Genomic DNA, 26,582 nt, shown 5'->3' on the forward strand with positions numbered 1-26,582 from the left:
GGCTTTGATGACGTTATATTTTTTTATTTCATTCACTGTTAATTCTATCCTTTTCATATCTCTAGTTTATCATTTTGGGACATTTTGTCATTCGATTACTTTAAGACATTATCACATTCGATTGATAGTTAGCTAAAAATGCACATGAACGTATTTGACAAATAGATGATTGTATTGTATATTTTAGTGGTGTGAGTGTCTTTTTATAGATAACTCTCCTTGCTCTTTATAGAGCCAAAGTCCATAAGGAGGTAAATAATATGAGCCAAACAGCAAATTATGAAATTTTGTACATTATTCGTCCAAATATCGAAGAAGCTGCAAAAGAAGAATTAATTAAACGTTTTGATGCAATTTTAACTGACAACGGTGCTACTGTTAATGAATCAAAATTGTGGGCAAAACGTCGCTTAGCGTATGAAATCAAAGATTTCCGTGAAGGCATTTATCATATCGTTAAAGTATCAGCATCAGATGCTATTGCAATTAACGAATTTGATCGTTTAGCTAAAATTAATAATGACATTTTACGTCATATTATCATTAAAGAAGAAGTTTAAAATAGTAAGAGGAGGAGTTAGTAAATGAATGTTGTTTCTTTAGTAGGCAGACTTACTCGAGATGTTGAATTACGTTATACACCAAATGGAACTGCTTATGGTAGATTTACTCTTGCTGTGAATAGACGGGTAACAAATCAAAATGGTGTAAGAGAAGCTGATTTTATTAGTTGTATTGTATGGAACAAGGCAGCTGAAAATTTAGCAAATTACACACGAAAAGGGTCTCAAATTGGTATACAAGGACGTATTCAAACAGGAAGTTACGATAATCAACAAGGACAAAAAGTGTATACAACAGATGTTGTTGTTGAAAATTTTGACTTTTTAGAATCTAAGTCATCAACTGATCAAAGAAATGAGAATTATCAAAATTTTGGTGTTCCTACACAAAACACTCAATTTTCTTCTCCAACTCAATCAACTCAAAGTCCATCTGATTTTGAAACATTTGATATTTCAGATGACGATTTACCATTTTAATGAGTAGAGATTAAAAAGGAGGAAGAAAATGGCTGTGCAACAACGTGGAAACCGTGGCGGAATGCGTAGACGTAAAAAAGTTTGCTATTTCTGTGCAAATCATATTGATCACCCAGATTATAAAGATGTTGAATTATTGAAACGTTTCATTTCAGAAAAAGGTAAAATTTTACCTCGTCGTGTAACTGGAACTTGTGCAAAACATCAACGTGCTTTAACTGTAGCAATTAAACGTGCACGTGTTATGGGATTATTACCATTTACAACAGTAGAATAATAGATAAAAAACCATTTGCTTTTGCAAATGGTTTTTTGTGGTGTGAAATCTTTATATAGATTTTGTAATATGAGCATTCTAGTATAGTCATTTTATGGCTAAAAAAATATTATATTTTTAAATCATAACATGATATACTATTTAAAATAATATAAAATAGGAGATAATTATATGCCAACAACACAAACAACTATCCAACATGTTTCATTTGAAAATTGCTTAATGAATGCAGCAGGTGTCTATTGCTATTCAAAAGAAGAATTAGAACAAGTTATAAATTCATCAGCAGGCTCTTTTGTGACAAAAACAGCTACTTTAGAAGCGAGATTAGGTAATCCTGAACCACGATATATTAATACGTCACTAGGAAGTATAAATTCTATGGGATTACCTAATTTAAGTTTACACTATTATTTAGAGTATTTAATTGAACTGCAAGAAATATATAAAGAACGTACATATTTTTTATCTTTAACAGGATTAAATCAAGAAGATATTCATAAATCTTTAAAACAAGTACAAGAAAGTGAATTTAATGGATTTGTTGAGTTAAATTTATCTTGTCCAAATGTTCCTGGAAAACCACAAATTGCTTATGATTTTGAAACAACAGATAATATATTAAAACAGGTATTTTCTTACTATAAGAAACCTTTAGGCATAAAATTACCTCCTTATTTTGATATTGTACATTTTGATCAAGCAGCAGAAATTTTCAACCGTTATCCTTTAGCATTTGTTAATTGTATTAATAGTATAGGAAATGGATTGATTATTGAAGATGAGTCTGTTGTTATCAAACCAAAAGAGGGATTTGGTGGGTTAGGTGGAGATTATATTAAACCTACTGCACTTGCAAATGTACATGCATTTTATAAACGTTTAAATAAATCTATTGCTATTATTGGAACAGGTGGGGTAAAAACAGGTAGAGATGTATTTGAACACATTCTATGTGGAGCAAGTATGGTTCAAGTTGGGACAGCACTACAAAAAGAAGGTCCAGAAATTTTTGAACGATTAACACGTGAGTTAAAAGCTATTATGGAAGAAAAAGGATATAAAACATTAGAAGAATTTAGAGGAAAACTAAATTATCTTTAAAAATTTTGTCTGTTAGATAATGAGATGAATAAAAATTATGATTATTAGTTTTTAAAATTCATAATAATGAAAAAATCTATCTAAAAAATTAAACGATGTTTCACGTGAAACATCGTTTAATTTTTAGTTTAAAACATGCTATAATATAAAAAAAGGAAAAAGAGGTGTTATCATGAAAGTTATTTTTCTAGCTGATGTAAAAGGTAAAGGTAAAAAAGGCGAAGTTAAAAATGTTGCTGATGGTTATGCACAAAATTTTTTAATAAAAAATGGATTAGCAAAAGAAGCAACTACCGGAAATTTAAGTGAATTGAGTGGGCAAAACAAAGCTAAAGAAAAATTAGCAAAAGAACAACTAGAATATGCTAAACAATTAAAAGAAAAAATTGAACAAGAAGATACAGTTGTGGAAGTTTATGCTAAAGCAGGGGACGATAACCGTGTATTTGGTTCAATTACTAATAAACAAATTGCAGAAGTATTATCAAAAGAATTTAATATAGATATAGATAAACGTAAAATTGAAATGAATGCACCTATTAAAGCGTTAGGATATGTTAGGATTCCAGTAAAATTACATCATGATGTGTCAGCTAACGTGACTGTTTTAGTGAAAAAAGAGGAAAGATAATGGCATTAGATAGTATAGATCAAGAAAGACAGTTACCTAGAGATATAGAAGCAGAACAAGCCGTATTAGGATCTATTTTTTTTGATGAAACTATTTTCCCTGAAATTTTAGGCATTTTAAATGAACATGATTTTTATAGTAATAAACATAAGATTATATTTAATGTCTTAAAAAAAATAGCTGATCAAGATGAAAATATTGACTTTATTACGGTACGAAATGAATTGAGTAGGCAACAAAATTTAGAGAATATTGGTGGAGTAGATTATTTACTTGCTTTAATTGATTTTGTACCTACTGCTGCTAATGCAGTATATTATGCAAACATTGTATTAGAAAAATCCATTTTAAGAAAATTAATTCAAACAGCGACAAAAATTGTGCAATCAGGATATGAGCAAAAGGAAAATCTTGAAACTATTTTAGATAAAGCAGAACAAGCCATATTGAGTATATCTGATAATCAAAATCGTTCAGGATTTATTAGAATTTCTGATGTATTAGGAAATACGGTAGAACAGCTGGAAGTTTTAGCCAAACAAAAGGGATTTGTGACGGGGATACCAACAGGCTATATTGATTTGGATAGAATGACAACAGGATTACATCCAGAAGAATTAATTATCATTGCGGCTCGACCTGCTGTTGGAAAAACAGCATTTGTATTGAATGTTGCTCAAAATGTAGCGACTAAAGCAAATGGTGTTGTGGCGATTTTTAGTTTAGAAATGGGTGTTGAATCTTTAGTAAATAGGATGTTGTGTGCCGAAGGAAGTATTGATGCTGGAAATATGAGAACAGGAAATTTAACAAGTGATGAATGGAATAATTTATTCATTGCAATGGGAAGTTTAGGACGTTCAGATATTTATATAGATGATACGGCTGGAATTAAAATTAATGAAATTAGAGCTAAGTGCCGTAAACTTGCACAAGATAAAAAACGTATTGACCTAATTGTTATTGATTATCTTCAATTGATAGAAAGTTCTGGACGTGAGAATAGGCAACAAGAAGTTTCTGAAATTTCACGACAATTAAAAAAATTGGCTAAAGAATTAAAAGTCCCTATTATCGCCTTGTCACAGTTATCACGTGGGGTTGAGCAAAGACAAGATAAAAGACCAATGTTAAGTGATATTCGTGAATCTGGATCTATTGAGCAAGATGCTGACATTGTGGCATTTTTATATAGGGAGGATTATTATCAACGTGAAGGTTCAGAAGACGAACCACAAGTCGAAAATAACATTGTAGAAGTCATTGTTGAAAAAAATAGAAGTGGTGCTAGAGGAACAGTTAAATTATTATTTAAAAAAGAATTTAACAAATTTTCATCCGTTACATACATTCCTGAACATTAAATGTTTCACGTGAAACATTATGTGTATACATATTCTTTTGAAAAACTATTTAAAGAGTATCTAGCTATATGGATAGATGCTCTTTTTTATAAGTAAGTATTGTTTTTTGAAAAAATATAAAAATGTTATCAAAATAGTTGACGTTTCTTTTGAAAAATGGTATTTTATGTAAGGTGCTTTTATAACAGAAACCTGAATCATCAGTCGTGCTGACTGATATGAAAGCAAGACATATTGACAGTTGTTTTATTTTTTTGTGTAAAAAGTGGAACACCTGGCTATGTGGACTAGAAAAACTAGTGAGAACCCATTAGGGAAGGAGGAATATCGGAATGCCTACAATTAACCAATTAGTTCGCAAACCTCGTAAATCAGCTGTTGAAAAATCAAATTCTCCAGCGTTGAATAAAGGGTATAACAGTTTCAAAAAATCTCAAACAAATACAAATTCACCACAAAAACGTGGGGTATGTACTCGTGTGGGAACTATGACACCTAAAAAACCTAACTCTGCGTTACGTAAATATGCCCGTGTACGTTTATCAAACTTAATCGAGGTAACAGCATATATTCCAGGGATTGGACATAACTTACAAGAACATAGTGTTGTTTTAATTCGTGGTGGACGTGTTAAAGACTTACCAGGGGTACGTTATCATATCATTCGTGGTGCTTTAGATACTGCTGGTGTGAATAATCGTATGCAAGGTCGTTCAAAATATGGTACAAAACGTCCTAAAGCTAAGAAATAATTAATATATTATATATAGAAAAAATAGTTTATTGAAAGGAGGATTTAGAATGCCTCGTAAAGGTCCGGTTGCAAAACGTGACGTATTACCAGATCCGTTATACAATTCTAAATTAGTTACACGTTTAATTAACCGTTTAATGGTTGATGGAAAACGTGGTAAAGCAGCTACTATTTTATATAAAGCATTTGATATCGTTAAAGAACAAACAGGTAATGATCCAATGGAAGTTTTTGAACAAGCTATGGAAAATATTATGCCTGTACTTGAAGTTAAAGCTCGTCGTGTGGGGGGATCAAACTATCAAGTTCCAGTAGAAGTACGTGCAGATCGTCGTACAACTTTAGGGTTACGTTGGTTAGTAAATTACTCACGTCTACGTGGTGAAAATACTATGGAATTACGTTTAGCTCGTGAAATTATGGATGCTGCAAACAATTCAGGTGCGTCTGTTAAAAAACGTGAAGATACACATAAAATGGCAGAAGCAAATAAAGCATTTGCTCATTATCGTTGGTAAGATTAATTGTATAGTAGATACTTTTAATTTATTACAATTAAACATGTAAATTACCGAAGTTGAAATACTTCGGTATTTCGCTAATATAAAAATGAATAAAAATTTGGAGAGGCGTTGAAACATAATGGCAAAAAGAGAATTTTCTTTAGAAAATACTCGTAATATTGGAATTATGGCTCACATTGATGCTGGTAAAACAACAACAACTGAGCGTGTTCTTTATTACACAGGTCGTATCCATAAAATTGGTGAAACTCATGAGGGAGCTTCACAAATGGACTGGATGGAACAAGAACAAGAGCGTGGTATTACAATTACATCTGCTGCAACAACTGCACAATGGAATAATACACGTATTAACATTATCGATACACCAGGACACGTGGACTTTACTGTTGAAGTAGAGCGTTCATTGCGTGTTTTAGACGGTGCTGTTGCCTTACTTGATGCACAATCAGGGGTTGAACCACAAACAGAAACTGTATGGCGTCAAGCAACAACATACGGTGTACCTCGTATTGTTTTTGTTAATAAAATGGATAAAACAGGTGCAGATTTCCTATATTCTGTACAAACTTTACATAATCGTTTACAAGCTAATGCACATCCAATTCAATTACCAATTGGTGCAGAGGATACATTTACAGGTATCGTGGATTTAGTAACAATGAAAGCTGAAATGTATACAAATGATTTAGGAACAGATATTCAAGAAGTTGAAATTCCTGAAGATATGAAAGAATTAGCTGAAGAATGGCATACTAAATTAGTTGAAGCTGTTGCTGAAACTGATGAAGAATTAATGCTTAAATATTTAGAAGGTGAAGAAATTTCTGTTGAAGAATTAAAAGCGGGTATTCGTAAAGCTACTGTAAATGTAGAATTTTATCCAGTTCTTTGTGGATCTGCGTTTAAAAACAAAGGTGTACAAATGATGTTAGATGCAGTTGTTGATTATTTACCTTCACCAGTAGATGTTCCAGCTATTAAAGGGATTAATCCTGATACAGACGAAGAAACTGAACGTCATGCAAGTGATGAAGAGCCATTCTCTGCTTTAGCGTTTAAAGTAATGACTGACCCATTCGTAGGTCGTTTAACATTCTTCCGTGTGTACTCTGGTACATTACAATCAGGTTCTTATGTACAAAATGCAACTAAAGGAAAACGTGAACGTGTAGGACGTATTTTACAAATGCATGCTAACTCACGTCAAGAAATTCCAGAAGTGTTCTCAGGTGATATTGCTGCTGCTGTTGGATTGAAAGATACAACAACGGGAGATACTTTATGTGATGAAAAACATGAAGTTATTTTAGAGTCAATGGAATTCCCAGATCCAGTTATTGAAGTTGCTATTGAGCCAAAATCAAAAGCAGACCAAGATAAAATGGGTATTGCATTACAAAAATTATCTGAAGAAGATCCAACATTCCGTGCATCAACTAACCCTGAAACAGGGGAAACAATTATTGCCGGAATGGGTGAGTTGCACTTAGATATTATCGTTGATCGTATGCGTCGTGAGTTTAAAGTTGAAGCAACTGTAGGTGCTCCACAAGTATCATATCGTGAAACATTCCGCGCATCAACTCAAGCTGAAGGTAAATTTGTACGTCAATCAGGTGGTAAAGGTCAATACGGACATGTGTGGATTGAATTTACACCTAATGAAGAGGGTGCAGGTTTTGAATTTGAAAATGCTATCGTTGGTGGGGTAGTTCCTCGTGAATACGTACCAGCTGTAGAAGCAGGTTTGAAAGATGCAATGGAAAATGGTGTCTTAGCAGGTTATCCATTAGTGGATATTAAAGCAAAATTATATGATGGTTCTTACCATGATGTTGACTCAAGTGAAACTGCCTTTAAAGTGGCTGCTTCATTAGCGTTACGTGCTGCTGCTAAAAAAGCACAACCAACTATTTTAGAGCCTATGATGGCTGTTGAAATTACAGTTCCAGAAGAATACTTTGGAGATGTTATGGGACATGTTAACTCACGTCGTGGTCGTGTTGAAGGTTCTGAAATTCGTGGGAATGCACAAGTTGTTAAAGGTATGATTCCATTATCAGAAATGTTTGGATATGCAACAACTTTACGTTCTGCTACACAAGGACGTGGAACGTTCTCAATGACATTCGACCATTATGAAGATGTTCCAAAATCAATTATGGAAGAAATTATCAAGAAAAATGGTGGAAATAAAGAAGATTAATTTTTTATAATATGAGTTAGTGACAATAAAATATTAAGTTTATAGTGAAAAGCAATGAACTTAACGCTTTATTAGTTGATTTTATTATAGAACATGTTATAATTTTAAAGGATATATAGAGTAAATCTCTAATATACAATACAAAATGTAAATTATTAGGAGGATGGATTTAAAATGGCAAAAGAGAAATTTGACCGTTCTAAAACACACGTAAACATTGGTACAATCGGACACGTTGACCATGGTAAAACAACTTTAACAGCTGCAATTACAACTGTATTAGCTAAGAAAGGTTATGCACAAGCTTCAGACTATGCTTCAATTGATAAAGCTCCTGAAGAACGTGAACGTGGTATCACAATCAATACTTCTCACGTTGAATATGAAACAGATAGCCGTCACTATGCACACGTTGACTGCCCAGGACATGCTGACTACGTTAAAAACATGATCACTGGTGCTGCTCAAATGGACGGTGGTATCTTAGTAGTTTCTGCTGCTGATGGTCCAATGCCACAAACTCGTGAGCATATCTTATTATCACGTCAAGTTGGTGTGCCATACATCGTTGTTTTCTTAAACAAAATGGATATGGTTGATGACCCAGAATTAATCGAATTAGTAGAAATGGAAGTTCGTGATTTATTATCAGAATACGATTTCCCAGGTGATGATACACCTATTATTGCTGGTTCAGCTTTACGTGCTTTAGAAGGCGATGCTGAATATGAGCAAAAAATCTATGACTTAATGGACGCAGTTGATTCATACATTCCAACTCCAGAACGTGATACAGACAAACCATTCATGATGCCAGTTGAGGACGTATTCTCAATTACAGGTCGTGGTACTGTTGCTACAGGTCGTGTTGAACGTGGACAAGTTCGCGTTGGTGACGAAGTTGAAATCGTAGGTATTGCTGAAGAAACATCAAAAACAACTGTTACAGGTGTTGAGATGTTCCGTAAATTATTAGATTACGCTGAAGCAGGAGATAACATTGGTACTTTATTACGTGGTGTTACACGTGATAATATTGAACGTGGACAAGTTTTAGCTAAACCAGGTTCAATTACACCTCATACAAAATTCACTGCTGAGGTTTACGTTTTAACTAAAGAAGAAGGTGGACGTCATACTCCATTCTTCTCAAACTACCGTCCACAATTCTACTTCCGTACAACTGACGTTACAGGTGTTGTTGAATTACCAGCAGGTACAGAAATGGTTATGCCTGGTGACAACGTAACTGTAACTGTAGAATTAATTCACCCAATCGCTATTGAAGAAGGAACTAAATTCTCAATTCGTGAAGGTGGACGTACAGTTGGTGCCGGTGTTGTAGCTTCTATCGAAGCATAATTATTGCCGTAACGAATAATAAAGACTTAGTTCTGTTTTACAGGCTAAGTCTTTTTTGTCTATGTTAAATAGGATTGATGAGAGGTTATACAGATAAAAGTACAGTTTCTCGCTGAGGTATACAGTAAAGGGACTGGGAAAAAGCCTTAACAATAAAAAATCGCTTATAATGATGTCATCAGAAACGTTGATTCTAAGCAGTTTTTAAATTTTAATCGAAAGGATAAAATTTTATTTTTTCCCAGTTCCTTGCTTTTTATATTATTAGAAGAAGTGCATTTACCAACAGCACTTGATATAAAATAGCCGTACTAATGAACGGAAAAGTTTACCAACATGATTTATTTTTATATAAAAGAGTAAAGTCATCTTGTGAACTAAAATTTTTAATCAAATAAGTCTTTTAATGCATTTAAGTAAAAATATACAAATAGTTTTTTTAGAGTAAATTACAGTATAAAAATTATATTTTTTAAGTGATGCGCAATTTACTCTTGTCATAAAAAGAAAACATAATAAATTGTAAAAAACAGATTTTTATATAATTGAAAGAGTAAGTTTTCCATATTTGGCAATAAAATTTTTGAAGATAGGTGTGCTTTTATTAGAATAAATCGTATTTGAATATATAATTATGCAATATTTTTATTGTATTTTTAATGCCAATTTTCATATATAAACTAATAAAAAACGAATAAAATATATTTTTTATTAGTTTAGTCTGATTATTATATGATTTTGTTAAATAATATTTAGTCTTAAATTAAGTGATAAATAGTTTAATGTAACATGATATATATGTTTATATAAATGTGATTATTATTTATAAATATAGTAAATTATAACTAAATAAAATACATATACAGTTTTCTACAATAAAGTGGATAACTCTTGTTAATTTGTGGATAAATATACTGTGAAACAGTCAAAAAAACATTAAAATATCAATGTGTAACAAAGTTATCCACAAAAATAGGTGGATAAGTGTATTTATATTGTGGAAAAGTTTATAAAATAGTGGATAAACCACCCTAAAAATAGAAAAGGAATAAAAGGAATTTCTTTTTTTTGCATATTCTTTAGTAGAATGAATAAAATGGCACATAAACAAGAAAATAAAACAATAAATAGTGTGTGGATTGTGCCTAATAATAGATAGGTAATGAGAATGATTTTGACATCAGCACCACCTATGTGGTAAGGATAAATAGAATCTAGCACAATATAAATAGTCCAAATTAAAATTATGATAAGTAGTTGTATATATGAGGGTGTTTGATACAGAACGGCAACAAATGCATAGCATAGTTGCCAAGAGTTTGGCACAATATAATGCTCGCAGTCTATTTGTGCCATAAAAAATAGTGCTAAACCAACAATGAGCCAATTTATATGATTGAGAGGTAAATAATGGCTTAGTAGTCCACCGGCACATTCAAATAATGGATAGTATGCAGGAATAGAGTGCTTACATTTGGAGCATTTTCCTTTAGTACAAAGAAATGATAGGATAGGGAGTAAAGAAAACCACTGTAATGGTGTTTTACAGTGGTTACAGTATGAACGTTTTGTTGAAAAAGGGGTATTTGGATAACGATGTGCAATAAGTTGTGTAAAAGAGGCTAAAATAGTTCCGATAATAAAAGTCATAAGTATTCTCCGTTTTTATTTATAATATACGAAAAAGATTAAATATTTTGTCGGAGTTTTTCTAAATAGTTTTTAGCAATTTCTTGATTAATGTTTTTTTCTTGTTTTAACTGTTGAATTAATGGTTCAATTTCATGTAATTCAGCACCAACTGTTAAAGCTAAAGATTTTAGTTGTAGTGCCATGTGTCCTTTTTGAATGCCATCGGTCACTAGAGCACGGAGTGCTGAAAAGTTTTGTGCTAGTCCGATACTAGCAATTAAACTGGAAAGTTCTTTAGCTGATGTTGTTTGTGATAGATTTTGAGCCATCTGAGCACTTGGATGGATAGAAATACTTCCTCCTACAAAACCTATAGGTAAAGGCAAAGTGATACTACCTTTTAAGTCACCATTTTCTGTTTTACTCCATGTGGTTAAAGGGAAATAGGTTCCTGTATGACTGGCATACGCATGTGCTCCAGCTTCAATCGCGCGTGTGTCGTTTCCAGTTGCTAAAACAACTGCTGAAATACCGTTCATAATTCCCTTATTATGCGTGGTTGCTCGATAAACATCGGCAGTGGCTAATTGGTAGGCTAATATAATATGATCACGCACAGTATTTCCTGAAGTATGCTCTCCTTTAGCTAAAAGAGCACATGGAATTTGGCAAGATACACTAATTAATGATTCTGTAGCATAGTTTGATAAAATAGACATTAATGCTGGAGCATGGGAAAGTTTCTCTATTTTAGGTGTAATAGCTTCTAGCATAGTATTTAAAATATTTGCTCCCATAGCTTCTTGAGTGTCTACTAAAAGGTAAACGATGAGAAAGGCAGTGTTATCTAGGCTATATTTACATTCTACACGCAAATCTTTTGCCCCACCACCACGTTTAACAATGGAGGGATATGCAAGATTGGCATCTTTAATAAGGTCATCTTTATGAAGCATGAGCTTATGAATAGTATTGTCAATATTGTTTACATGGTAAAGAGCAATTTGGCCTATCATTATACGCTGATGTGATATTGTTGTAAATCCACCAGAGCGTGTAATGAGTTGTGCACCAAAATTTGCTGCGGCAATAACTGAAGGTTCCTCTGTTGCCAGTGGAGCATGGAATATGTTGCCATCAATTAAAATATTGGGCACTATTCCCATAGGAATGCCGTATACATGAAAAAAATTTTCAATGATTGTATTAGCTGTTTCATATGATAAAGAACATTTTTCTTGTAAAGTGTGTTGTGTTTTTTCTGAAAGATTTGGCAATTCTTGTAAAATGTGTAATCGTTCTAAATATGTTTTTTTATAAAATCCTTTAAAATGTGACATGTTTTTCACCTCATTGAAAGTATAACATATCTGTAGGTAATTTTTCTATAAATTAAATAGACAGTGAGTTTATATTATGTTAGAATAGTGAGGATATTATGGAAATGTAAATATAGGAGGAAAATATGTATAGTTTAGTATTGGCAATTTTGTCTGTTTTATGTGTGTTAATTATTATTGCTGTTGTGATGCAACCGACTAAAACAAATGCAGCAAGTTCATTGTCTGGTGGTGCAGAAGAATTATTTGTACGCCGTAAATCACGTGGTTTTGAGGCGTTTATGCAACGTGTAACAATGGTTTTACTTGTTTTATTTTTTGTAGCAGCGATTATTTTGATGTACTTGACATATAAAGGATTATAAAATAGGTATGCACGTGATGTTTCATCACGTGTTTTTTTGTGGCAAATAATGCGAGTTTGAGCTTAGAAAAACGATAGTAATGACCATGAAAAATTAGGAAAAGATTGTAAAATGAAAAGATAACATGATTTTGTTTAGATGAGTATGTAAGATAGTAGAAAAAACGTTGAAAATTTGCTAAAATAATAGTATTAAAACATAGTAATCATAATTACTGTAAAATTTAGGAGGTATTTCATGACTCGTTTAGTAAGCATGACAGACATGTTAAACAAAGCTAAAGCTGAAAAATATGCGGTAGGGCAGTTTAACATCAATAACTTAGAATGGACACAAGCAGTGTTGACAGCTGCTCAAGAGGCGAATTCGCCAATTATTTTAGGTGTTTCAGAAGGTGCTGGAAAATATATGGGTGGTGCTAAAGTTGTAGCAGCAATGGTTGAAGCATTGTTAGAAACAATGAATATCACTGTACCTGTTGCTTTACACTTAGATCATGGTTCAAGTGTTGAAGTATGTAAATCATATATTGACGCAGGGTTCTCATCAGTAATGTTTGACCATTCACATTATCCAATTGATGAAAACATTGCATTGACTAAAGAAGTTGTGGACTATGCACATGCTAAAGGTGTTTCAGTAGAAGCAGAAGTTGGAACTGTTGGTGGGACTGAAGACGGTGTAACTGGTGGTATTCAATATGCTGATTTAGAAGAATGTAAACGTATGGTTGAAGAAGCTAAGATTGATGCTTTAGCAGCAGCTTTAGGTTCTGTTCATGGTACTTATGCGGGAGAACCAGTTTTAGGTTTTGATGAAATGTTGGCTATTTCAGAAGCAACAGGTGCACCATTAGTATTACATGGTGGATCAGGAATTCCAGAGTATCAAATTAAAAAGGCTATCGAAAGAGGGCATGCTAAAATTAACGTGAATACTGAATTGCAACAACAATGGACAAAAGCTGTTCGTGAAAAATTAAATTCAGATGCTAACGTATATGACCCACGTAAAGTCATTAAACCAGGTTTTGATGCAATCGTTAAAGTAACTAAGGAAACAATGGATATTTTCGGTTCAACAAATAAAGCGTAACGATGATAAAAAATGCTTAGACTTGCTTAGCAAGTCTAAGCATTTTTTATTTACGAGGAGAAAGTACAGTATAGTTTATAAAAAATAACGGAGATGCTGAACAAGTATGCTACTGTTAGATAAGATATTGAAGTAGGGCATGCTTTGGTTGGAAAGTAAAGAGAGCAGTACTAAAAAATGATATATTTTTTATAAGAAATTGAGGGAAAAATAGAGTTTTTTTAATCATTGTAGAGAGGATATTATAGAGCGGTTGTTTTATTTTGCTTTTTTTGCTCATTTGGCTTAAAATAACTTTAGTCAAATTTGGTCAATTTGGAGGCAATATGGAATATAAAAAGAATGTGAGTATAGAAATTGAACGTTATTTAAAGAAAAGTCTGGCAGAGTCACAAGAAAATTATATTGTTGTAAAACGCTGTGATTTGGCAAACCAGTTTGACTGTGTGCCATCTCAAATTAACTATGTGATTAAGACACGTTTTAGACGTATTAACGGCTTTTTTGTTGAAAGTAAACGTGGTGGATCAGGATATATTCGTATTGAAAAAGCAAGATTTGTCAATTATGTGCAATCATTAAATCATATTATGCGTACTATTGATAAGCAGATCAGTGCTGAAAGTGGAATGGATATTATTAATATTTTGATTGAAAATGACATGATTTCAAGACGTGAATTTTATTTGTTACAAACGTTAGTGAATTATCCACTGGAAAATCATGTGAGAGCCGAATTGTTACGTATGGAATTAGAACAGTTAAAATTTGATAATTAATAAGGAGTAAATGCATGCAGTATAAAGTTACAGATAGTACGAAAAGAGTATTCGAATTATCAGAATTATATGCTCTTGAATTGGGACAACATATTGTTCAAAGCGAACATGTGTTATTAGGAATGTTATTAGAGGAAAATGGAATTGCTGGACAATTATTAAGACGCTATATTGATATGGAGAAAGTGAATGCTTTTATTGAAGCTAACCGTCACAAAGTGAAAAAAGTATCTGTAGAGTGGGGAAAAAAAGTTGAGCAAGTTTTAGAAAATGCACAAAAACTCTTAGAGTATACACAATCTCAAGAAATTGGGACGGGACATGTACTATTAGCTTTATTACAAAAAGAGTCTAAAGCTAGTCGGTTGATGAGAGAATTTAAAATTGATTTACAAGTGTTGGTTAAGGAACTTTCACAAGAAATGGGGATAGCTACACAAGATAAGCAAGCTGAATCAAGTAGTAAAACACCTATATTAGACACGTTAACACGTGATTTAACAGCCTTGAGCAAACAAGGAGATATTCCACATATTATTGGGAGAGAACGTGAAACGGAGCGTATGATACAAGTGCTAAGCCGTAAGACTAAAAATAATCCCGTTTTAGTAGGTGAACCTGGCGTTGGAAAAACGGCAGTAGCACACAGTTTGGCACAATTGATTGTAAGAGGAGAGGTTCCAGAGCAACTTAAAGATAAAAAGGTACTGAATTTAGATGTAGGCACCTTAGTTGCAGGAACAAAATATCGTGGTGAATTTGAAGAACGTATGAAGCGTTTAGTAGAGGAACTTCAACAAGAAAAAGATGCTATTCTGTTTATTGATGAGATTCACATGTTGGTTGGAGCTGGTGGAGCAGAAGGGTCTGTCGATGCGGCAAATATATTGAAACCTGCTTTGGCTAGGGGAGATATTCAAGTTATTGGTGCAACAACGTTTAATGAGTATCAAAAATATATTGAAAAAGATGCTGCATTAGAACGTCGTTTTTCTCCTATTCAAATTGATGAGCCTAGTCAAGAGAGTGCAATTCTTATGATAGAGCATATTATTTCTGATTTTGAGCAGTATCATCGCATCAGTATTCCAAAAGAAGTGATTGGTGAGGCAGTTTATTTATCTAGTCGATATATTTCAGATAGAAAATTGCCGGATAAGGCGATTGATTTGTTAGATGAGGCAGCCTCATACGTTAAGATTACTGAACCATTACAAGCTAAATCTATCATAAGAAAAGAGGATGTAACACGTTTATTGCAAGAGCATCACTATGAAGATGCAGCAAAACAATGGAAAAAGGCGAAAAAACAATTACAATATCACTCAGAATATGGGCAAGTGTTACGTAAAACAGATGTTGCAAGAGTAGTGTCAAGTTGGACAAATATTCCTCTACATGAGTTAGAGAAAAAAGAGAGTGAACGTTTGTTGAGCCTTGAAAAAGAGATCCATAAACGTTTGATTGGTCAAGATGAGGCGGTTTCTTCGGTAGCAAAAGCTATTCGTCGTTCTAAAAGTGGCATAGGAAATCCTAAGAAACCGATTGGTTCATTTTTATTCTTAGGGCAAACTGGAGTTGGAAAGACTGAGTTAGTTAAAGCTCTTTCAGAAGTGATGTTTGGATCAGAAGATAAGTTAATCCGTGTAGATATGTCGGAATTTATGGATAAGCATAGCACAAGTCGTTTAATTGGTGCTCCTCCTGGGTATGTTGGTTTTGAAGAGGGAGGGCAGTTAACTGAAAAAATACGGAAAAATCCTTATTCTGTTGTATTATTTGATGAAATTGAAAAAGCTCACCCTGATGTGTTCAACGTCCTACTTCAAATTTTAGATGACGGTTATGTGACAGATACAAAAGGGAGAAAGGTTGATTTTAGAAATACCATTATTGTGATGACGTCTAATTTGGGTGCAACAACACTTAGAGATGATAAGACGGTTGGATTTGGTGCGAGTGAGAAATCAACACATCATGCTGCTGTGGAAAAGGTTGTTCGCGAGGAATTGAAAAAAGCGTTTAGACCAGAGTTTTTAAATAGGATTGATGATATTATTGTGTTTAAAGCGTTAAATCAGCAGGAAGTTAAGGAAATTGTCAAGTTAATGCTTCGTGCAACGTTAAGTCGTTTAGCGTACATGCAAGTTACGGTTAATGTGTTGCCAAGTGTCATTGAAAAAATTGCAAAAGAGGGCTTTGATGTTGAATATGGTGCTAGACCAATCAAACGGTTTATTCAAAAAGAAGTAGAAGATATGCTTAGTCAAGCTATTCTGTCTGGAGATATTTCTAATGGAACACATTTAAAATTAGGTGTTAAAAAAGGGAATATTGTGTATCATATTGTATCTAAGTAGATCATGTGTTATAAGATTGAAAAGATAAAAGTTTGGTTAAACAAAAGATTTTGTAAAAATGGATATTAAGCTGAAAAGCTAGAAAATAGATAAAACTGTATGAGATGTCTAGTCATTTCATACAGTTTTTCAATAGGGAAGAGTAAAGGAGTGTAAGTGTTTAATGCAGTATAATTTATAGATAATATGAGTGATTCAGTAGTTAGAGATAATAAGGAATAGGATTGATGTGTTATCGTGATTGATTGTATAGGTATCAAATAGAATAGAGAAGGTGTAAATTTTGTTTAGACATTTACAATGAGCAAGTTTGTTTTGGTAGGAAATGTTCAGCAAAAATGCACAAGACGTGCTATAATAGCAATATAAGAATGTGAGGAGTTGAGTTGTTTGGCAGATAAAGTACAGTTATTTTCTATTTTGCTAGAGCAAATAGGATTGAAAAATCATCATGTGTGTAAGGACTATGATGGACAAGTTCGTTTAGAAAAGGTTGTGGTCAGCACAAAAGAAAATAGATGGCAATTTTATTTGACACAAGATTTGTTAATGCCGTATACGCATTTTGAATTGATTAAAACGGCAATTCAAGAAACTTTTGTGACAATTGCACAGACTGTTACTGTCATTCAAGCAAAGTCAGCTCCCTTATCTATAGAGATGATAAGAGAGTATTGGTCTTATGTCATTGAATGTGTTGTTGGAGATAATCAAGGGTTGAAACATGTTCTAGTCAACCAAGATGTTCAATTAGTGGATAATCAGCGATTACGTTTGAGTGTGGATAGTGAGTATACGCATGATTATGTTAAGGAAAAATGCTTAACAGGAATAAAGCAAGTGTTTATGGGGCTAGGTTTTCCTCAGTTTACTATTGAACTTGTTTTAGATAAGGAAATGGCACAACAAAAACAAGAGGCATTTATTAAAAGACAACAAGAAGAATTAAACCAATTAGCACATCAAGCACAAATTCAAATGGAGCAACAAGCAGTCAAGGAGCAAGTAGAACTTAAAGAAGAGGTAACATTAGAGGGGAATGTGATTTTAGGCCGTCAGATTAATCCAGATGAACCAGTCGTGCAAATGGGAGATTTGGTCGATGAACAACGCTCAGTATTAATTCGTGGGTATATTTTTGCCTCTGAATCAAAAGTAACAAAAAATGGTCGAAACGTCTATACAATAAAGTTTACGGATTATAGCGGATCGTTTGCGATTAAGTTGTTTGCTAGAAATGAGAAAGATGCCAAGATTTATGATGCGTATTTGAAAAAGGGAAATTGGATTAAAGTGCGTGGCGATTTGCAAGAAGACCAATTTTTAAGAGATATTGTCATGGTGCCAAGAGATATTAATTTGGTTGATGTCCGTCCACGGATAGATACGGCAGTAAGCGAGCATAAACGTGTTGAATTGCATGTGCATACAACAATGAGTCAAATGGACGCCACAAATAATATTGCTGATTATGTTGCTCAAGCGGCTAAATGGGGACATAAAGCGATTGCGATTACCGATCACGGAGGAGTTCAAGGATTTCCAGATGCACATTGGGCTGGTGTAAAACATGATGTTAAAATTTTGTACGGTGTTGAAGCGTATGTGGTTGATGACGGCGTACCTGTAGCCTATAACTTGCAACATGTGTTGTTATCCGATGCTACCTATGTTGTGTTTGACGTGGAAACAACAGGTTTGTCAGCTGTTTATGACACCATTATTGAATTAGCAGCGGTCAAAATGTACAAAGGGAATGTGATTGATACATTTGAAGCATTTATTAATCCTGGGCATCCACTATCGTCTACGACGATTTCATTAACAGGCATTACTGATGAGATGGTAAGAACACAAGGGCGTTTAGAAAAAGATGTGTTAGAAGATTTTCAAAAATTTTGTGAGGGAGCCATTTTAGTGGCACATAACGCCACTTTTGATATGGGATTCTTAAATACATCTTATCGTAAGTTGAATATGCCTGAAGCAAATAATCCAGTAATTGATACGTTAGAGTTATCTCGTGCATTACACCCTGAATTGAAATCCCATCGTTTAAATGTATTAGCAAAAAAATATGGTGTATCTTTGGAACAACATCACCGTGCAGTATATGATTCTGAAACGACAGGACATCTGTGTTATATTTTCTTAAAAGAGGCACAAGAAAATTACAATATTTTATACCATGATGAATTGAATAAAGATATTGGAGCTAATGATGCGTACAAGCGATCTCGTCCATTTCACGTGACTATTTTGGCAAAGAATGAGAAAGGATTAAAAGATTTATTTAAAATTGTGTCTAAAAGTAATGTGGAATATTTTTATCGTGTTCCACGTGTTCCACGTTCCGTTTTAGTGGCACACCGAGAGCATCTCCTTTTAGGCTCTGCTTGTAGTGAGGGAGAAGTATTTGAGGCAATGATGCAAAAAGGGTATGATGAAGCCTTGAAAAAGGCAGAATTTTATGATTATTTGGAAGTGATGCCTAAAGAAGTGTATGCTCCGTTAATCAATCAAGAGTTGGTGCATTCTGAAAAAGAGTTAGAAGAAATCATTAAAAATATTATTAAAATCGGAAAAACATTGAATAAATTGGTTGTTGCAACTGGAAATGTGCATTATTTGAACAAAGAAGATTATATTTACCGAGAAATTTTAATTTCAACGATGAAAGCAAATGTTAATCGTGAAATGCATTTTCCCAAAGTCCATTTTAGAACAACCGATGAGATGATTAGATGCTTTGATTTCTTGGAAAAAGAAGATATTGATGATATTGTGTGGAGAAATCCACAGAAGATTGCAGATAGTATTGAGAAAATTTCGCCAGTCAAAAAAGATTTGTATACCCCAAAAATTGAAGGGGCAGAAGAAGACATTACAAATTTAAGTTACAATGAGGCTAAACGTTTGTATGGAAATCCTCTTCCAGATATTGTTGAAAAGCGTTTGGAAAAAGAGCTGAAAAGTATTATTGGGAATGGATTTTCTGTTATTTATTTGATTTCGCAAAAATTGGTGCATAAAAGTGTTGCCGATGGGTACTTAGTTGGTTCTCGAGGATCGGTTGGATCTAGTTTTGTAGCGACTATGACAGGAATTACTGAAGTTAACCCACTAGCACCACACTACCGTTGCCCAAATTGTCAATACTCAGAATTTTTTGAAGAGGGAGAGTATGGGTCAGGTTATGATTTACCTGAAAAAGAATGTCCAAATTGTCAACATATCTTAGATAAAGATGGGCAGGATATTCCGTTTGAAACATTTTTAGGCTTTTACGGAGATAAAGTACCCGATATTGATTTGAACTTTTCAGGAGATTACCAAGCAAAAGCTCACGCATATACAAAAGAGTTATTTGGAGAAGATTATGTGTATCGTGCAGGAACAATTGGTACAGTAGCTGAGAAAACGGCTTATGGGTATGTTAGAGCTTATGAACGTGATAAAAACTTGCAGTACAAGTCTGCAGAAGTGGATCGTTTAACGTTGGGAGCAACTGGTGTAAAAAGAACGACAGGACAGCACCCAGGAGGAATTATTGTTATTCCAGATTATATGGACGTGTATGATTTTACGCCAATTCAATATCCAGCAGATGCTCAAGATGCTGAATGGCGTACTACGCATTTTGATTTTCATTCTATTCATGACAATGTCTTAAAATTAGATATTCTTGGACACGATGATCCGACCATGATTAGAATGCTGCAAGACTTATCTGGTAGGGATCCACGTACTATTCCACCAACAGATCCAGATGTGATGAAAATTTTTCAAGGAACAGAAGTCTTAGGCGTTACACCTGAACAAATTGATAGTAAAATGGGAACATTAGGTATTCCTGAATTTGGAACAAAATTTGTTCGAGGTATGTTAGAAGCGACTAAGCCGAGTACATTTGCAGAATTGTTACAAATTTCCGGACTTTCTCATGGAACAGATGTTTATCTAGGAAATGCTGAAGAGTTGATTAGAAAAGGTATTGCACCACTGTCTAAAGTAATTGGCTGTCGGGACGATATTATGGTGTATTTAATTCATGCAGGTTTGGAGGACGGAATAGCTTTCAAAATTATGGAAAGTGTGCGTAAAGGAAAAGGTATTCCAGAAGAGTGGCAAGAGATTATGCGTGAGAATAATGTTCCGGAATGGTATATTGACTCTTGTTTAAAAATTAAATACATGTTCCCTAAAGCGCACGCTGCTGCGTATGTGTTGATGGCATTACGTGTGGCTTACTACAAAGTGCATGAACCATTATTATATTATTGTGCTTATTTTTCAGTTCGTGCTAATGATTTTGATTTGGTTAGTATGGTTCAAGGAAAAGAAATGGTTAAAACACGCATGAAAGAAATCAACGATAAAGGCTTAGATGCGACTGTAAAAGAAAAAAGTTTATTGACTGTTTTAGAAATTGCCAATGAAATGTTAGAACGTGGCTTTACGTTTAAAATGGTCGATATAAAAAAATCGGATGCCTCAAAATTTATTATTGAGGGCAATAGCTTACTTGCTCCGTTTAGAGCTGTACCAAGTTTAGGTGGTAGTGTGGCACAACAAATTGTTCAAGCAAGAGAAGAAGGTGAGTTCCTTTCTCAAGAAGATTTAGCTAAGCGTGGGAAATTGTCCAAGACATTGATGGACTATTTTGTTGAAAATGGAGTATTGTCAGATTTACCTGAATCCAATCAATTATCTTTATTTGATTTTTAATAGTGAGTGCTATAGCTAGCAACAACAGTTAGTGATGTGCGTATGATAAGAACACACGAATGAGGGTGTCCTACTCTCTAATGGATGGCATGCTTAATAATAGTGTGTGTTTATATACTCATAGGGAAACAAAGAGTTTATATGATATAAACAGCAAGAAATGAATAGATTTTCTTGCTGTTTGTAATGGTTCTGTATGTAAAATATAAGATAAGGAGACTGTATGTTTTGGAAATTATTTAAGACAACCTTTATGATTAGTGCCTTAACATTTGGTGGTGGTTATGTCATTGTCCCATTAATGAAAAAAAGTTTTGTCAATGACTTGTCATGGATTGATGAAGAGGAAATGATTGACCTTGTTGCAATTGCACAAACTTCACCAGGTGCGATTGCAATCAACACCTCAATTGCTATAGGGTATCGTGTGCTAGGTGTTTCAGGAGCATTAGTAGCACTAGTGGCTACCTTTTTACCACCAATGCTTATTTTAATGGGTATGTTTGTTGTGTATGATGCTTTAAAAACAAATCAATTTATTATGCATCTCCTCTCTGGCATGCAAATAGGGGTGTGTGCAGTGATGATTGATGTTGTGATGTCCTTAATGTTGGGCATAAAACGGCAACAGAGTGTCACATCTTGGGGAATTTTTAGTGTATCCCTTGTTTTAGCTACTGTATTCCATGTCAATTTACTTATTATCATTTTGATGATGACAAGTTTTGGCATAGTTGGTCATCTCATTGAAAAGAGGATAAAGCATGAACATACTCATTGACTTATTTTTAACATTTATGAAAATTGGAGCATTAAGTATTGGAGGGGGTTATGCATCTCTTGCCTATATTCAAAGTATTGTTGTTGAAGAAAAAGGCTGGTTGGATATGACAAGTTATGTCGATTTGTTGACACTTTCCCAAATGACACCGGGGCCTTTGGCGATTAATTCAGCTAGTTTTGTGGGCATGAAAGTGGCTGGACCACTTGGGGCAATTGTGGCAACAATTGGAAACGTTATTCCCTCACTACTCATTGTCCTTTGTTTATCCATGCTCTATTTTAAATACAAACGTTTGAGTGGTATGCAATTGGTCATGTCCTCAATTCGTCCGGTTGTCGTTGCGTTAATTGCTTCGGTTGTGTATGGCTTAGTGTTGAACTTGGCTAATGGGCAACGTGCTATTATACACATTATATTACTTTGTATTTGTGTTCTGGTGTTACGCTGGAAAAAAGTAAATGCTATGGTTATGATTATCGCAACGGGAATAATAAATGTTGTGATATCTCTTTTTTAGATAAAATGAATGAAAATAAATAGTAGAAATACTGAAAAAGCGACTGAATGATAGATGTTTAGATAAAATTTGAAATCACGTTTTGAACATGTAAAAAAATACCGACTTTAAATCAAGTGCTTATACACTTTGATTTAAAGCCGGTTATGTTTTGTCTAGCACTATTTAAATTTTATTTAGGCATATTAAAAAATAGATAGAATTAAGGTAGGCTTAGATTAAACGTTTGCTATATCGCTAATGGAAATCACTTCATCAGCTAAGTTCCAAATAATTGGATTATGCGTTGCTATAATAATGGTTCGTTGGTCATTCTTTAAAGAAAGCAGTAGCTGCATAATGTCTTGTGATGTTTTCGGATCTAGAGCAGCAGTTGGTTCATCTGCTAAAATAATTGGTGGATCTTTCAAAATAATTTTAGCCAAAGCAACCCGTTGTGCTTCTCCTCCAGAAAGAGCAAATATTTTTTGATTTAAGTCCAAATAATCTAAACCAACTGTTGCTAAAGCTGCTTTTTGACGTTTGTTTTTTTCTTGTTTAGACATTTTTTGCCCGATTAATCCTAAATCTAAGTTATCAGCAATGCTTTGATTGTCTAATAGCCCAAAATTTTGGAAAAGATAACCAATGTGATGACGGAAATAAGTATAGGTTTTAATAGTTTCTAAAGGCTGATTATGATAGAATACGCTTTGTTTAGCACAGGGTTCTAATTTGGCTAAAATATTTAAAAGTGTTGTCTTTCCACTGCCGCTGCTCCCGATTAAAGCATACACTTTACCTTTTTCAAAGGTAACCTGAGTATTTTGGAATAGGGTGCGTTTATCAAATGTTTTGGTTAAATTCTTAATGGTTAGCATCATTATTCTCCTTTTAAAACAGTAACGGCTGTTTTTTCTTCTTTTTTCATCTGATAGTATAGGGTAATTAAAGCGTTTAGAACAAATAGTGTCAATGTTATGGAACCAATGCTGAGATGGCGTGTTAGGAATAAAACAGCGGTAAATCCAAACAATAGTACACTGAATTGTATTGTCAAATAAAGTTGATGTAGTTCAATAAAGTGCATTCCTGCAATCCGTTTAATGAAAATATCCCGTCTAAATTGTTCAAAGTACAGTAAATTCATCGCATTGAATAAAATAAGGGAGGTTATCACGCCTAAAATACTACTCATTAGTGCTATTGTGTTATCTAACTTAATGTTTTCTACTTGTGTGTAGTAATTTAACTTAGCATTTTCAAGACGGGTTACTAAATGGTAAGAATCGTATTTTTTCAACAAATTGACAGTATTATCATATCCGTATAAAAACAAAGAAGTGTCTAATATATTTTCCCAGAATAATGTGTATCCGGATAAATGCTTTGTTGAGTTTGGTGTTAGGACAACAATGATAGAATCTTTTAAAAATTGTTTAGGGGATACGGAGGATTGATTGAATATAAAGTATTGCTGATTATTGGGCAAATAATCTACAATAGCATTAAAATTGGCAGGTGGACCATCAATATTTTTCTTATTCATAAAGTCAGTATAGACTTTTTGGTAGTGTGCCGTATCCTGTTTAAGTGATTCAGGCAAGAGTAGAGCAAATTGACCTGGTTGCAAATGGGTTATTTTTTCTTTGATAGAAGCATCTATTGGCATAGAAATAACATCAAAATAGTTTGGTGTAACATAAAGCGTATTGGCAAGTGGATCATAGTCATCAAGGGTTAAATGAGCAGTTTCAGTACTTTTTATAGTTATCTCACGAAGATTATGCTTAACAAGTAGTGCATGATGATGTGTCACGGCTTCATCTAGGAAATTAATCCAATTTGCATCTTGCTGGTCTTTTGCTTCTTTATTATTAAGTTTAGATAAATAAAATGATAAATTAAACCAGTTGTCTTGCTTATCCCATGCTTTCTTAGAGGATAGTTGCTGTTCTAATAGTTGAGAATAAAGATGAGAACGATATATTCCAAAGCCGACGACAACAATAGCCACGAATTGACCAAAAAGGAGAATCATAAGTAAACGCTTTAAAGGTAATTTACCTTTAATAATCGCCATTAATCCATTTTTCTTTAACCCAAAGAGATACACAAAACTAAATAAGATAGAAATACTAAAGAGTATGCCAGCATACATAAACACGGCATTTAGCAATAATGTAAGGAATGGCATATAAAACAGTCCATTACATAAGAAAAATAAGCAACCTACACTAAATGATAAAACTGCACAGACTAATATATTTAATCCGTCGGATAGAATGGCTTTTAAAACGAGGGTACTGAGTTTTTCGCCAGCGATGAGTCTAATGCCGACTTGACGCAATTCTTTAATCCGATAAATGATTGTTAAAGAAACAAATGTTATCATCAATACAAATACAACAAGAGCGAAAGTATTGCTTAAAGCAATAGACATCACATAAGACCAATCAGGTTCTTGAGGGAATAAGCGAGTAGAAAAATCAAGATTTTCTAGTGTTTCTTGTAACGTTGACACAGATAAGTTGCCTTTTACAATCAAGTAGGCATTGGCTAAATCGCTTTCTTGTGCTTCTTGATCGCTTGCTTGTGTAAACCCTTCTGGTAAATTGCCACCATAAACAGCATAAACAAAAATGGTATTGCTTTGTTCGTTTAAAAGTGGAATTCGTCTAGCGATGACACTATTTGTTTCTTTTGCTAGAGTGTCTAAAGCCATTTTGACTTTGGTGTGCTCATTTGTAGAATGTCCTGATGTACTTTCCACATGGACAGAGGGATAAAAAGCATAACGGATTTGATGCTCTCTTGTGTGTACTACCCATACAAAAAATAGTGTAATAATAGCTGTTGATAAAAAAATAAATAGTCGCTTCATAGAGTGCCTCCTGATATGAAATATAAGAAGTAGCTAAATCATCGTTTAGTTACTTCTACATTTTTTAACACATATTATTTTCCGTAACCATGTCCTGCACCAAAAGAAACATGTTCTCCCCAAAAAGTGTTAATGAATGCTTTAGAAGTATTTCCGAGTAGAGCTGTTACGTTTTTTGCTTTAGAATCTCTATGTCGAACGACTTCTGACCAATGAGTTACAGTTCTGTGATAATAGTTTGAAAAAGCTCCCCAGTTATCTGAATCGTGATGTCCACCATAACTCCAGATACCACCCTTATAATCAATTTTGCCAAAGCAGTTGTAGAGATAGCACCTAACACACTTAAAGATAAAATCCCCATTGCTAATTTCTTTTTGATACGCATAATAATACCCTAAAAAAATAATTAATGTATAAAAACGTTTTATGTGTAGATTATAAACTGTTTAAAAGAGTTTGTCAACGGTTACATTGTTGAGAAAGATAGATTTTTCGATGGTCTGCTATATTATTTGATTTGGATAAAAAATATTAAATAAACATAAAAAGAAAAGATTTTTAAGAGAATATAGTATTAAGCAGAAAAAATGAGTCAGGTACTGATGTTTGCGAGCAGGTTTTAAGATTTTAAATAAAGTGAGAAAAAACCCGTGTTGTAAAATGAAGTGCAACAAATAAAAATAAACAAAAAAACATGAAAATCAGCTATACTAAAGTTGCTAAACCAAATAGATAGGAAGATTTTCATGTCTGAAGTACATTATACCACAAAACGACACTATAAACACTTAAGTGATAAAGAAAGAAGTCAAATTGAAATATTATTAAACGAGGGCTATACTATTTCA

23 protein-coding genes are annotated in these 26,582 nt (G+C 33.5%); 17 read left to right on the forward strand and 6 right to left on the reverse strand.

The window, feature by feature from the left end; all coding sequences use genetic code 11:
- Positions 1-260: 260 nt before the first annotated feature.
- The 10 genes from rpsF (at position 261) to tuf (ending at position 9,268) form a co-directional block, all read left to right on the forward strand.
- The gene (gene rpsF / locus E4T68_RS04420) at positions 261-560 is read left to right on the forward strand and encodes a 30S ribosomal protein S6 (protein WP_135124510.1); all 300 of its coding nucleotides are present in this window, start codon (positions 261-263) and stop codon (positions 558-560) included.
- A 24-nt stretch (positions 561-584) separates the two neighbouring features.
- Positions 585-1,043: a single-stranded DNA-binding protein gene (ssb, locus tag E4T68_RS04425; RefSeq protein ID WP_135124512.1), complete on the forward strand. Its 459-nt coding sequence runs from the start codon at positions 585-587 to the stop codon at positions 1,041-1,043.
- Positions 1,044-1,071: 28 nt separating this feature from the next.
- On the forward strand, positions 1,072-1,320 hold the full coding sequence (gene rpsR / locus E4T68_RS04430; RefSeq protein ID WP_135124514.1) for a 30S ribosomal protein S18: 249 nt from the start codon (positions 1,072-1,074) through the stop codon (positions 1,318-1,320).
- 171 nt (positions 1,321-1,491) lie between these two features.
- Entirely contained in the window at positions 1,492-2,424 is a 933-nt protein-coding gene (locus tag E4T68_RS04435) for a dihydroorotate oxidase (RefSeq protein ID WP_135124516.1), read from the forward strand.
- 172 nt (positions 2,425-2,596) lie between these two features.
- Positions 2,597-3,055 carry a 50S ribosomal protein L9 gene (gene rplI / locus E4T68_RS04440; protein ID WP_135124518.1) on the forward strand — a complete coding sequence of 153 codons (459 nt, stop codon included), beginning with the start codon at positions 2,597-2,599 and terminating at the stop codon, positions 3,053-3,055.
- The gene (gene dnaB, locus E4T68_RS04445; protein WP_135124520.1) at positions 3,055-4,419 is read left to right on the forward strand and encodes a replicative DNA helicase; all 1,365 of its coding nucleotides are present in this window, start codon (positions 3,055-3,057) and stop codon (positions 4,417-4,419) included. The genes rplI and dnaB overlap by 1 nt, the downstream gene beginning before the upstream one ends.
- A gap of 332 nt (positions 4,420-4,751) precedes the next feature.
- Positions 4,752-5,171: a 30S ribosomal protein S12 gene (gene rpsL / locus E4T68_RS04450; RefSeq protein WP_135124522.1), complete on the forward strand. Its 420-nt coding sequence runs from the start codon at positions 4,752-4,754 to the stop codon at positions 5,169-5,171.
- Positions 5,172-5,220: 49 nt separating this feature from the next.
- Entirely contained in the window at positions 5,221-5,691 is a 471-nt protein-coding gene (gene rpsG / locus E4T68_RS04455) for a 30S ribosomal protein S7 (protein ID WP_135124524.1), read from the forward strand.
- Positions 5,692-5,815: 124 nt separating this feature from the next.
- Positions 5,816-7,906 (forward strand): elongation factor G, encoded by a 2,091-nt coding sequence (gene fusA / locus E4T68_RS04460; protein WP_135124526.1) that lies wholly within the window; start codon positions 5,816-5,818, stop codon positions 7,904-7,906.
- Between the two features lie 174 nt (positions 7,907-8,080).
- On the forward strand, positions 8,081-9,268 hold the full coding sequence (tuf, locus tag E4T68_RS04465) for an elongation factor Tu (protein WP_135124528.1): 1,188 nt from the start codon (positions 8,081-8,083) through the stop codon (positions 9,266-9,268).
- Between the two features lie 990 nt (positions 9,269-10,258).
- Here the strand turns inward: tuf and E4T68_RS04470 are convergent.
- Both E4T68_RS04470 and E4T68_RS04475 read right to left on the reverse strand, forming a co-directional pair.
- On the reverse strand, positions 10,259-10,918 hold the full coding sequence (locus tag E4T68_RS04470) for an A24 family peptidase (RefSeq protein WP_135124530.1): 660 nt from the start codon (positions 10,916-10,918) through the stop codon (positions 10,259-10,261).
- A 38-nt stretch (positions 10,919-10,956) separates the two neighbouring features.
- Complete coding sequence (locus E4T68_RS04475) at positions 10,957-12,240, reverse strand: hydroxymethylglutaryl-CoA reductase, degradative (RefSeq protein ID WP_135124532.1); 1,284 nt, start codon at positions 12,238-12,240, stop codon at positions 10,957-10,959.
- 125 nt (positions 12,241-12,365) lie between these two features.
- On the opposite strand from E4T68_RS04475, the gene secG reads away from it, so the two are divergent.
- The 7 genes from secG (at position 12,366) to E4T68_RS04510 (ending at position 22,868) form a co-directional block, all read left to right on the forward strand.
- On the forward strand, positions 12,366-12,605 hold the full coding sequence (secG, locus tag E4T68_RS04480) for a preprotein translocase subunit SecG (RefSeq protein ID WP_135124534.1): 240 nt from the start codon (positions 12,366-12,368) through the stop codon (positions 12,603-12,605).
- Between the two features lie 237 nt (positions 12,606-12,842).
- A complete protein-coding gene (gene fba / locus E4T68_RS04485) occupies positions 12,843-13,700 on the forward strand; it encodes a class II fructose-1,6-bisphosphate aldolase (protein ID WP_135124536.1) in 858 nt (285 codons plus the stop codon).
- 326 nt (positions 13,701-14,026) lie between these two features.
- On the forward strand, positions 14,027-14,479 hold the full coding sequence (locus tag E4T68_RS04490) for a CtsR family transcriptional regulator (protein WP_135124538.1): 453 nt from the start codon (positions 14,027-14,029) through the stop codon (positions 14,477-14,479).
- Positions 14,480-14,493: 14 nt separating this feature from the next.
- The gene (locus E4T68_RS04495) at positions 14,494-16,839 is read left to right on the forward strand and encodes an ATP-dependent Clp protease ATP-binding subunit (RefSeq protein ID WP_135124540.1); all 2,346 of its coding nucleotides are present in this window, start codon (positions 14,494-14,496) and stop codon (positions 16,837-16,839) included.
- A 390-nt stretch (positions 16,840-17,229) separates the two neighbouring features.
- Positions 17,230-21,567, forward strand: coding sequence for a PolC-type DNA polymerase III (locus E4T68_RS04500; RefSeq protein WP_135124542.1), 4,338 nt, complete (start codon positions 17,230-17,232; stop codon positions 21,565-21,567).
- 223 nt (positions 21,568-21,790) lie between these two features.
- Complete coding sequence (locus tag E4T68_RS04505; RefSeq protein WP_135124544.1) at positions 21,791-22,348, forward strand: chromate transporter; 558 nt, start codon at positions 21,791-21,793, stop codon at positions 22,346-22,348.
- The gene (locus tag E4T68_RS04510) at positions 22,332-22,868 is read left to right on the forward strand and encodes a chromate transporter (RefSeq protein ID WP_135124546.1); all 537 of its coding nucleotides are present in this window, start codon (positions 22,332-22,334) and stop codon (positions 22,866-22,868) included. The genes E4T68_RS04505 and E4T68_RS04510 overlap by 17 nt, the downstream gene beginning before the upstream one ends.
- 218 nt (positions 22,869-23,086) lie before the next feature.
- Here the strand turns inward: E4T68_RS04510 and E4T68_RS04515 are convergent, their stop codons facing one another.
- The 4 genes from E4T68_RS04515 to E4T68_RS09735 all read right to left on the reverse strand — a co-directional run bounded on the left by E4T68_RS04515 (position 23,087) and on the right by E4T68_RS09735 (position 26,119).
- On the reverse strand, positions 23,087-23,728 hold the full coding sequence (locus E4T68_RS04515) for a putative bacteriocin export ABC transporter (protein WP_135124548.1): 642 nt from the start codon (positions 23,726-23,728) through the stop codon (positions 23,087-23,089).
- Between the two features lie 2 nt (positions 23,729-23,730).
- A complete protein-coding gene (locus E4T68_RS04520) occupies positions 23,731-25,731 on the reverse strand; it encodes a DUF1430 domain-containing protein (RefSeq protein ID WP_135124550.1) in 2,001 nt (666 codons plus the stop codon).
- A gap of 74 nt (positions 25,732-25,805) precedes the next feature.
- Entirely contained in the window at positions 25,806-26,021 is a 216-nt protein-coding gene (locus E4T68_RS04525) for a lactococcin 972 family bacteriocin (protein WP_245175682.1), read from the reverse strand.
- Positions 25,949-26,119 carry a hypothetical protein gene (locus E4T68_RS09735; RefSeq protein ID WP_228099241.1) on the reverse strand — a complete coding sequence of 57 codons (171 nt, stop codon included), beginning with the start codon at positions 26,117-26,119 and terminating at the stop codon, positions 25,949-25,951. The genes E4T68_RS04525 and E4T68_RS09735 overlap by 73 nt, the downstream gene beginning before the upstream one ends.
- Between the last annotated feature and the right edge of the window lie 463 nt (positions 26,120-26,582).

The sequence above is a fragment of the Granulicatella sp. WM01 genome (assembly GCF_004570605.1).
Lineage (GTDB): Bacteria > Bacillota > Bacilli > Lactobacillales > Aerococcaceae > WM01.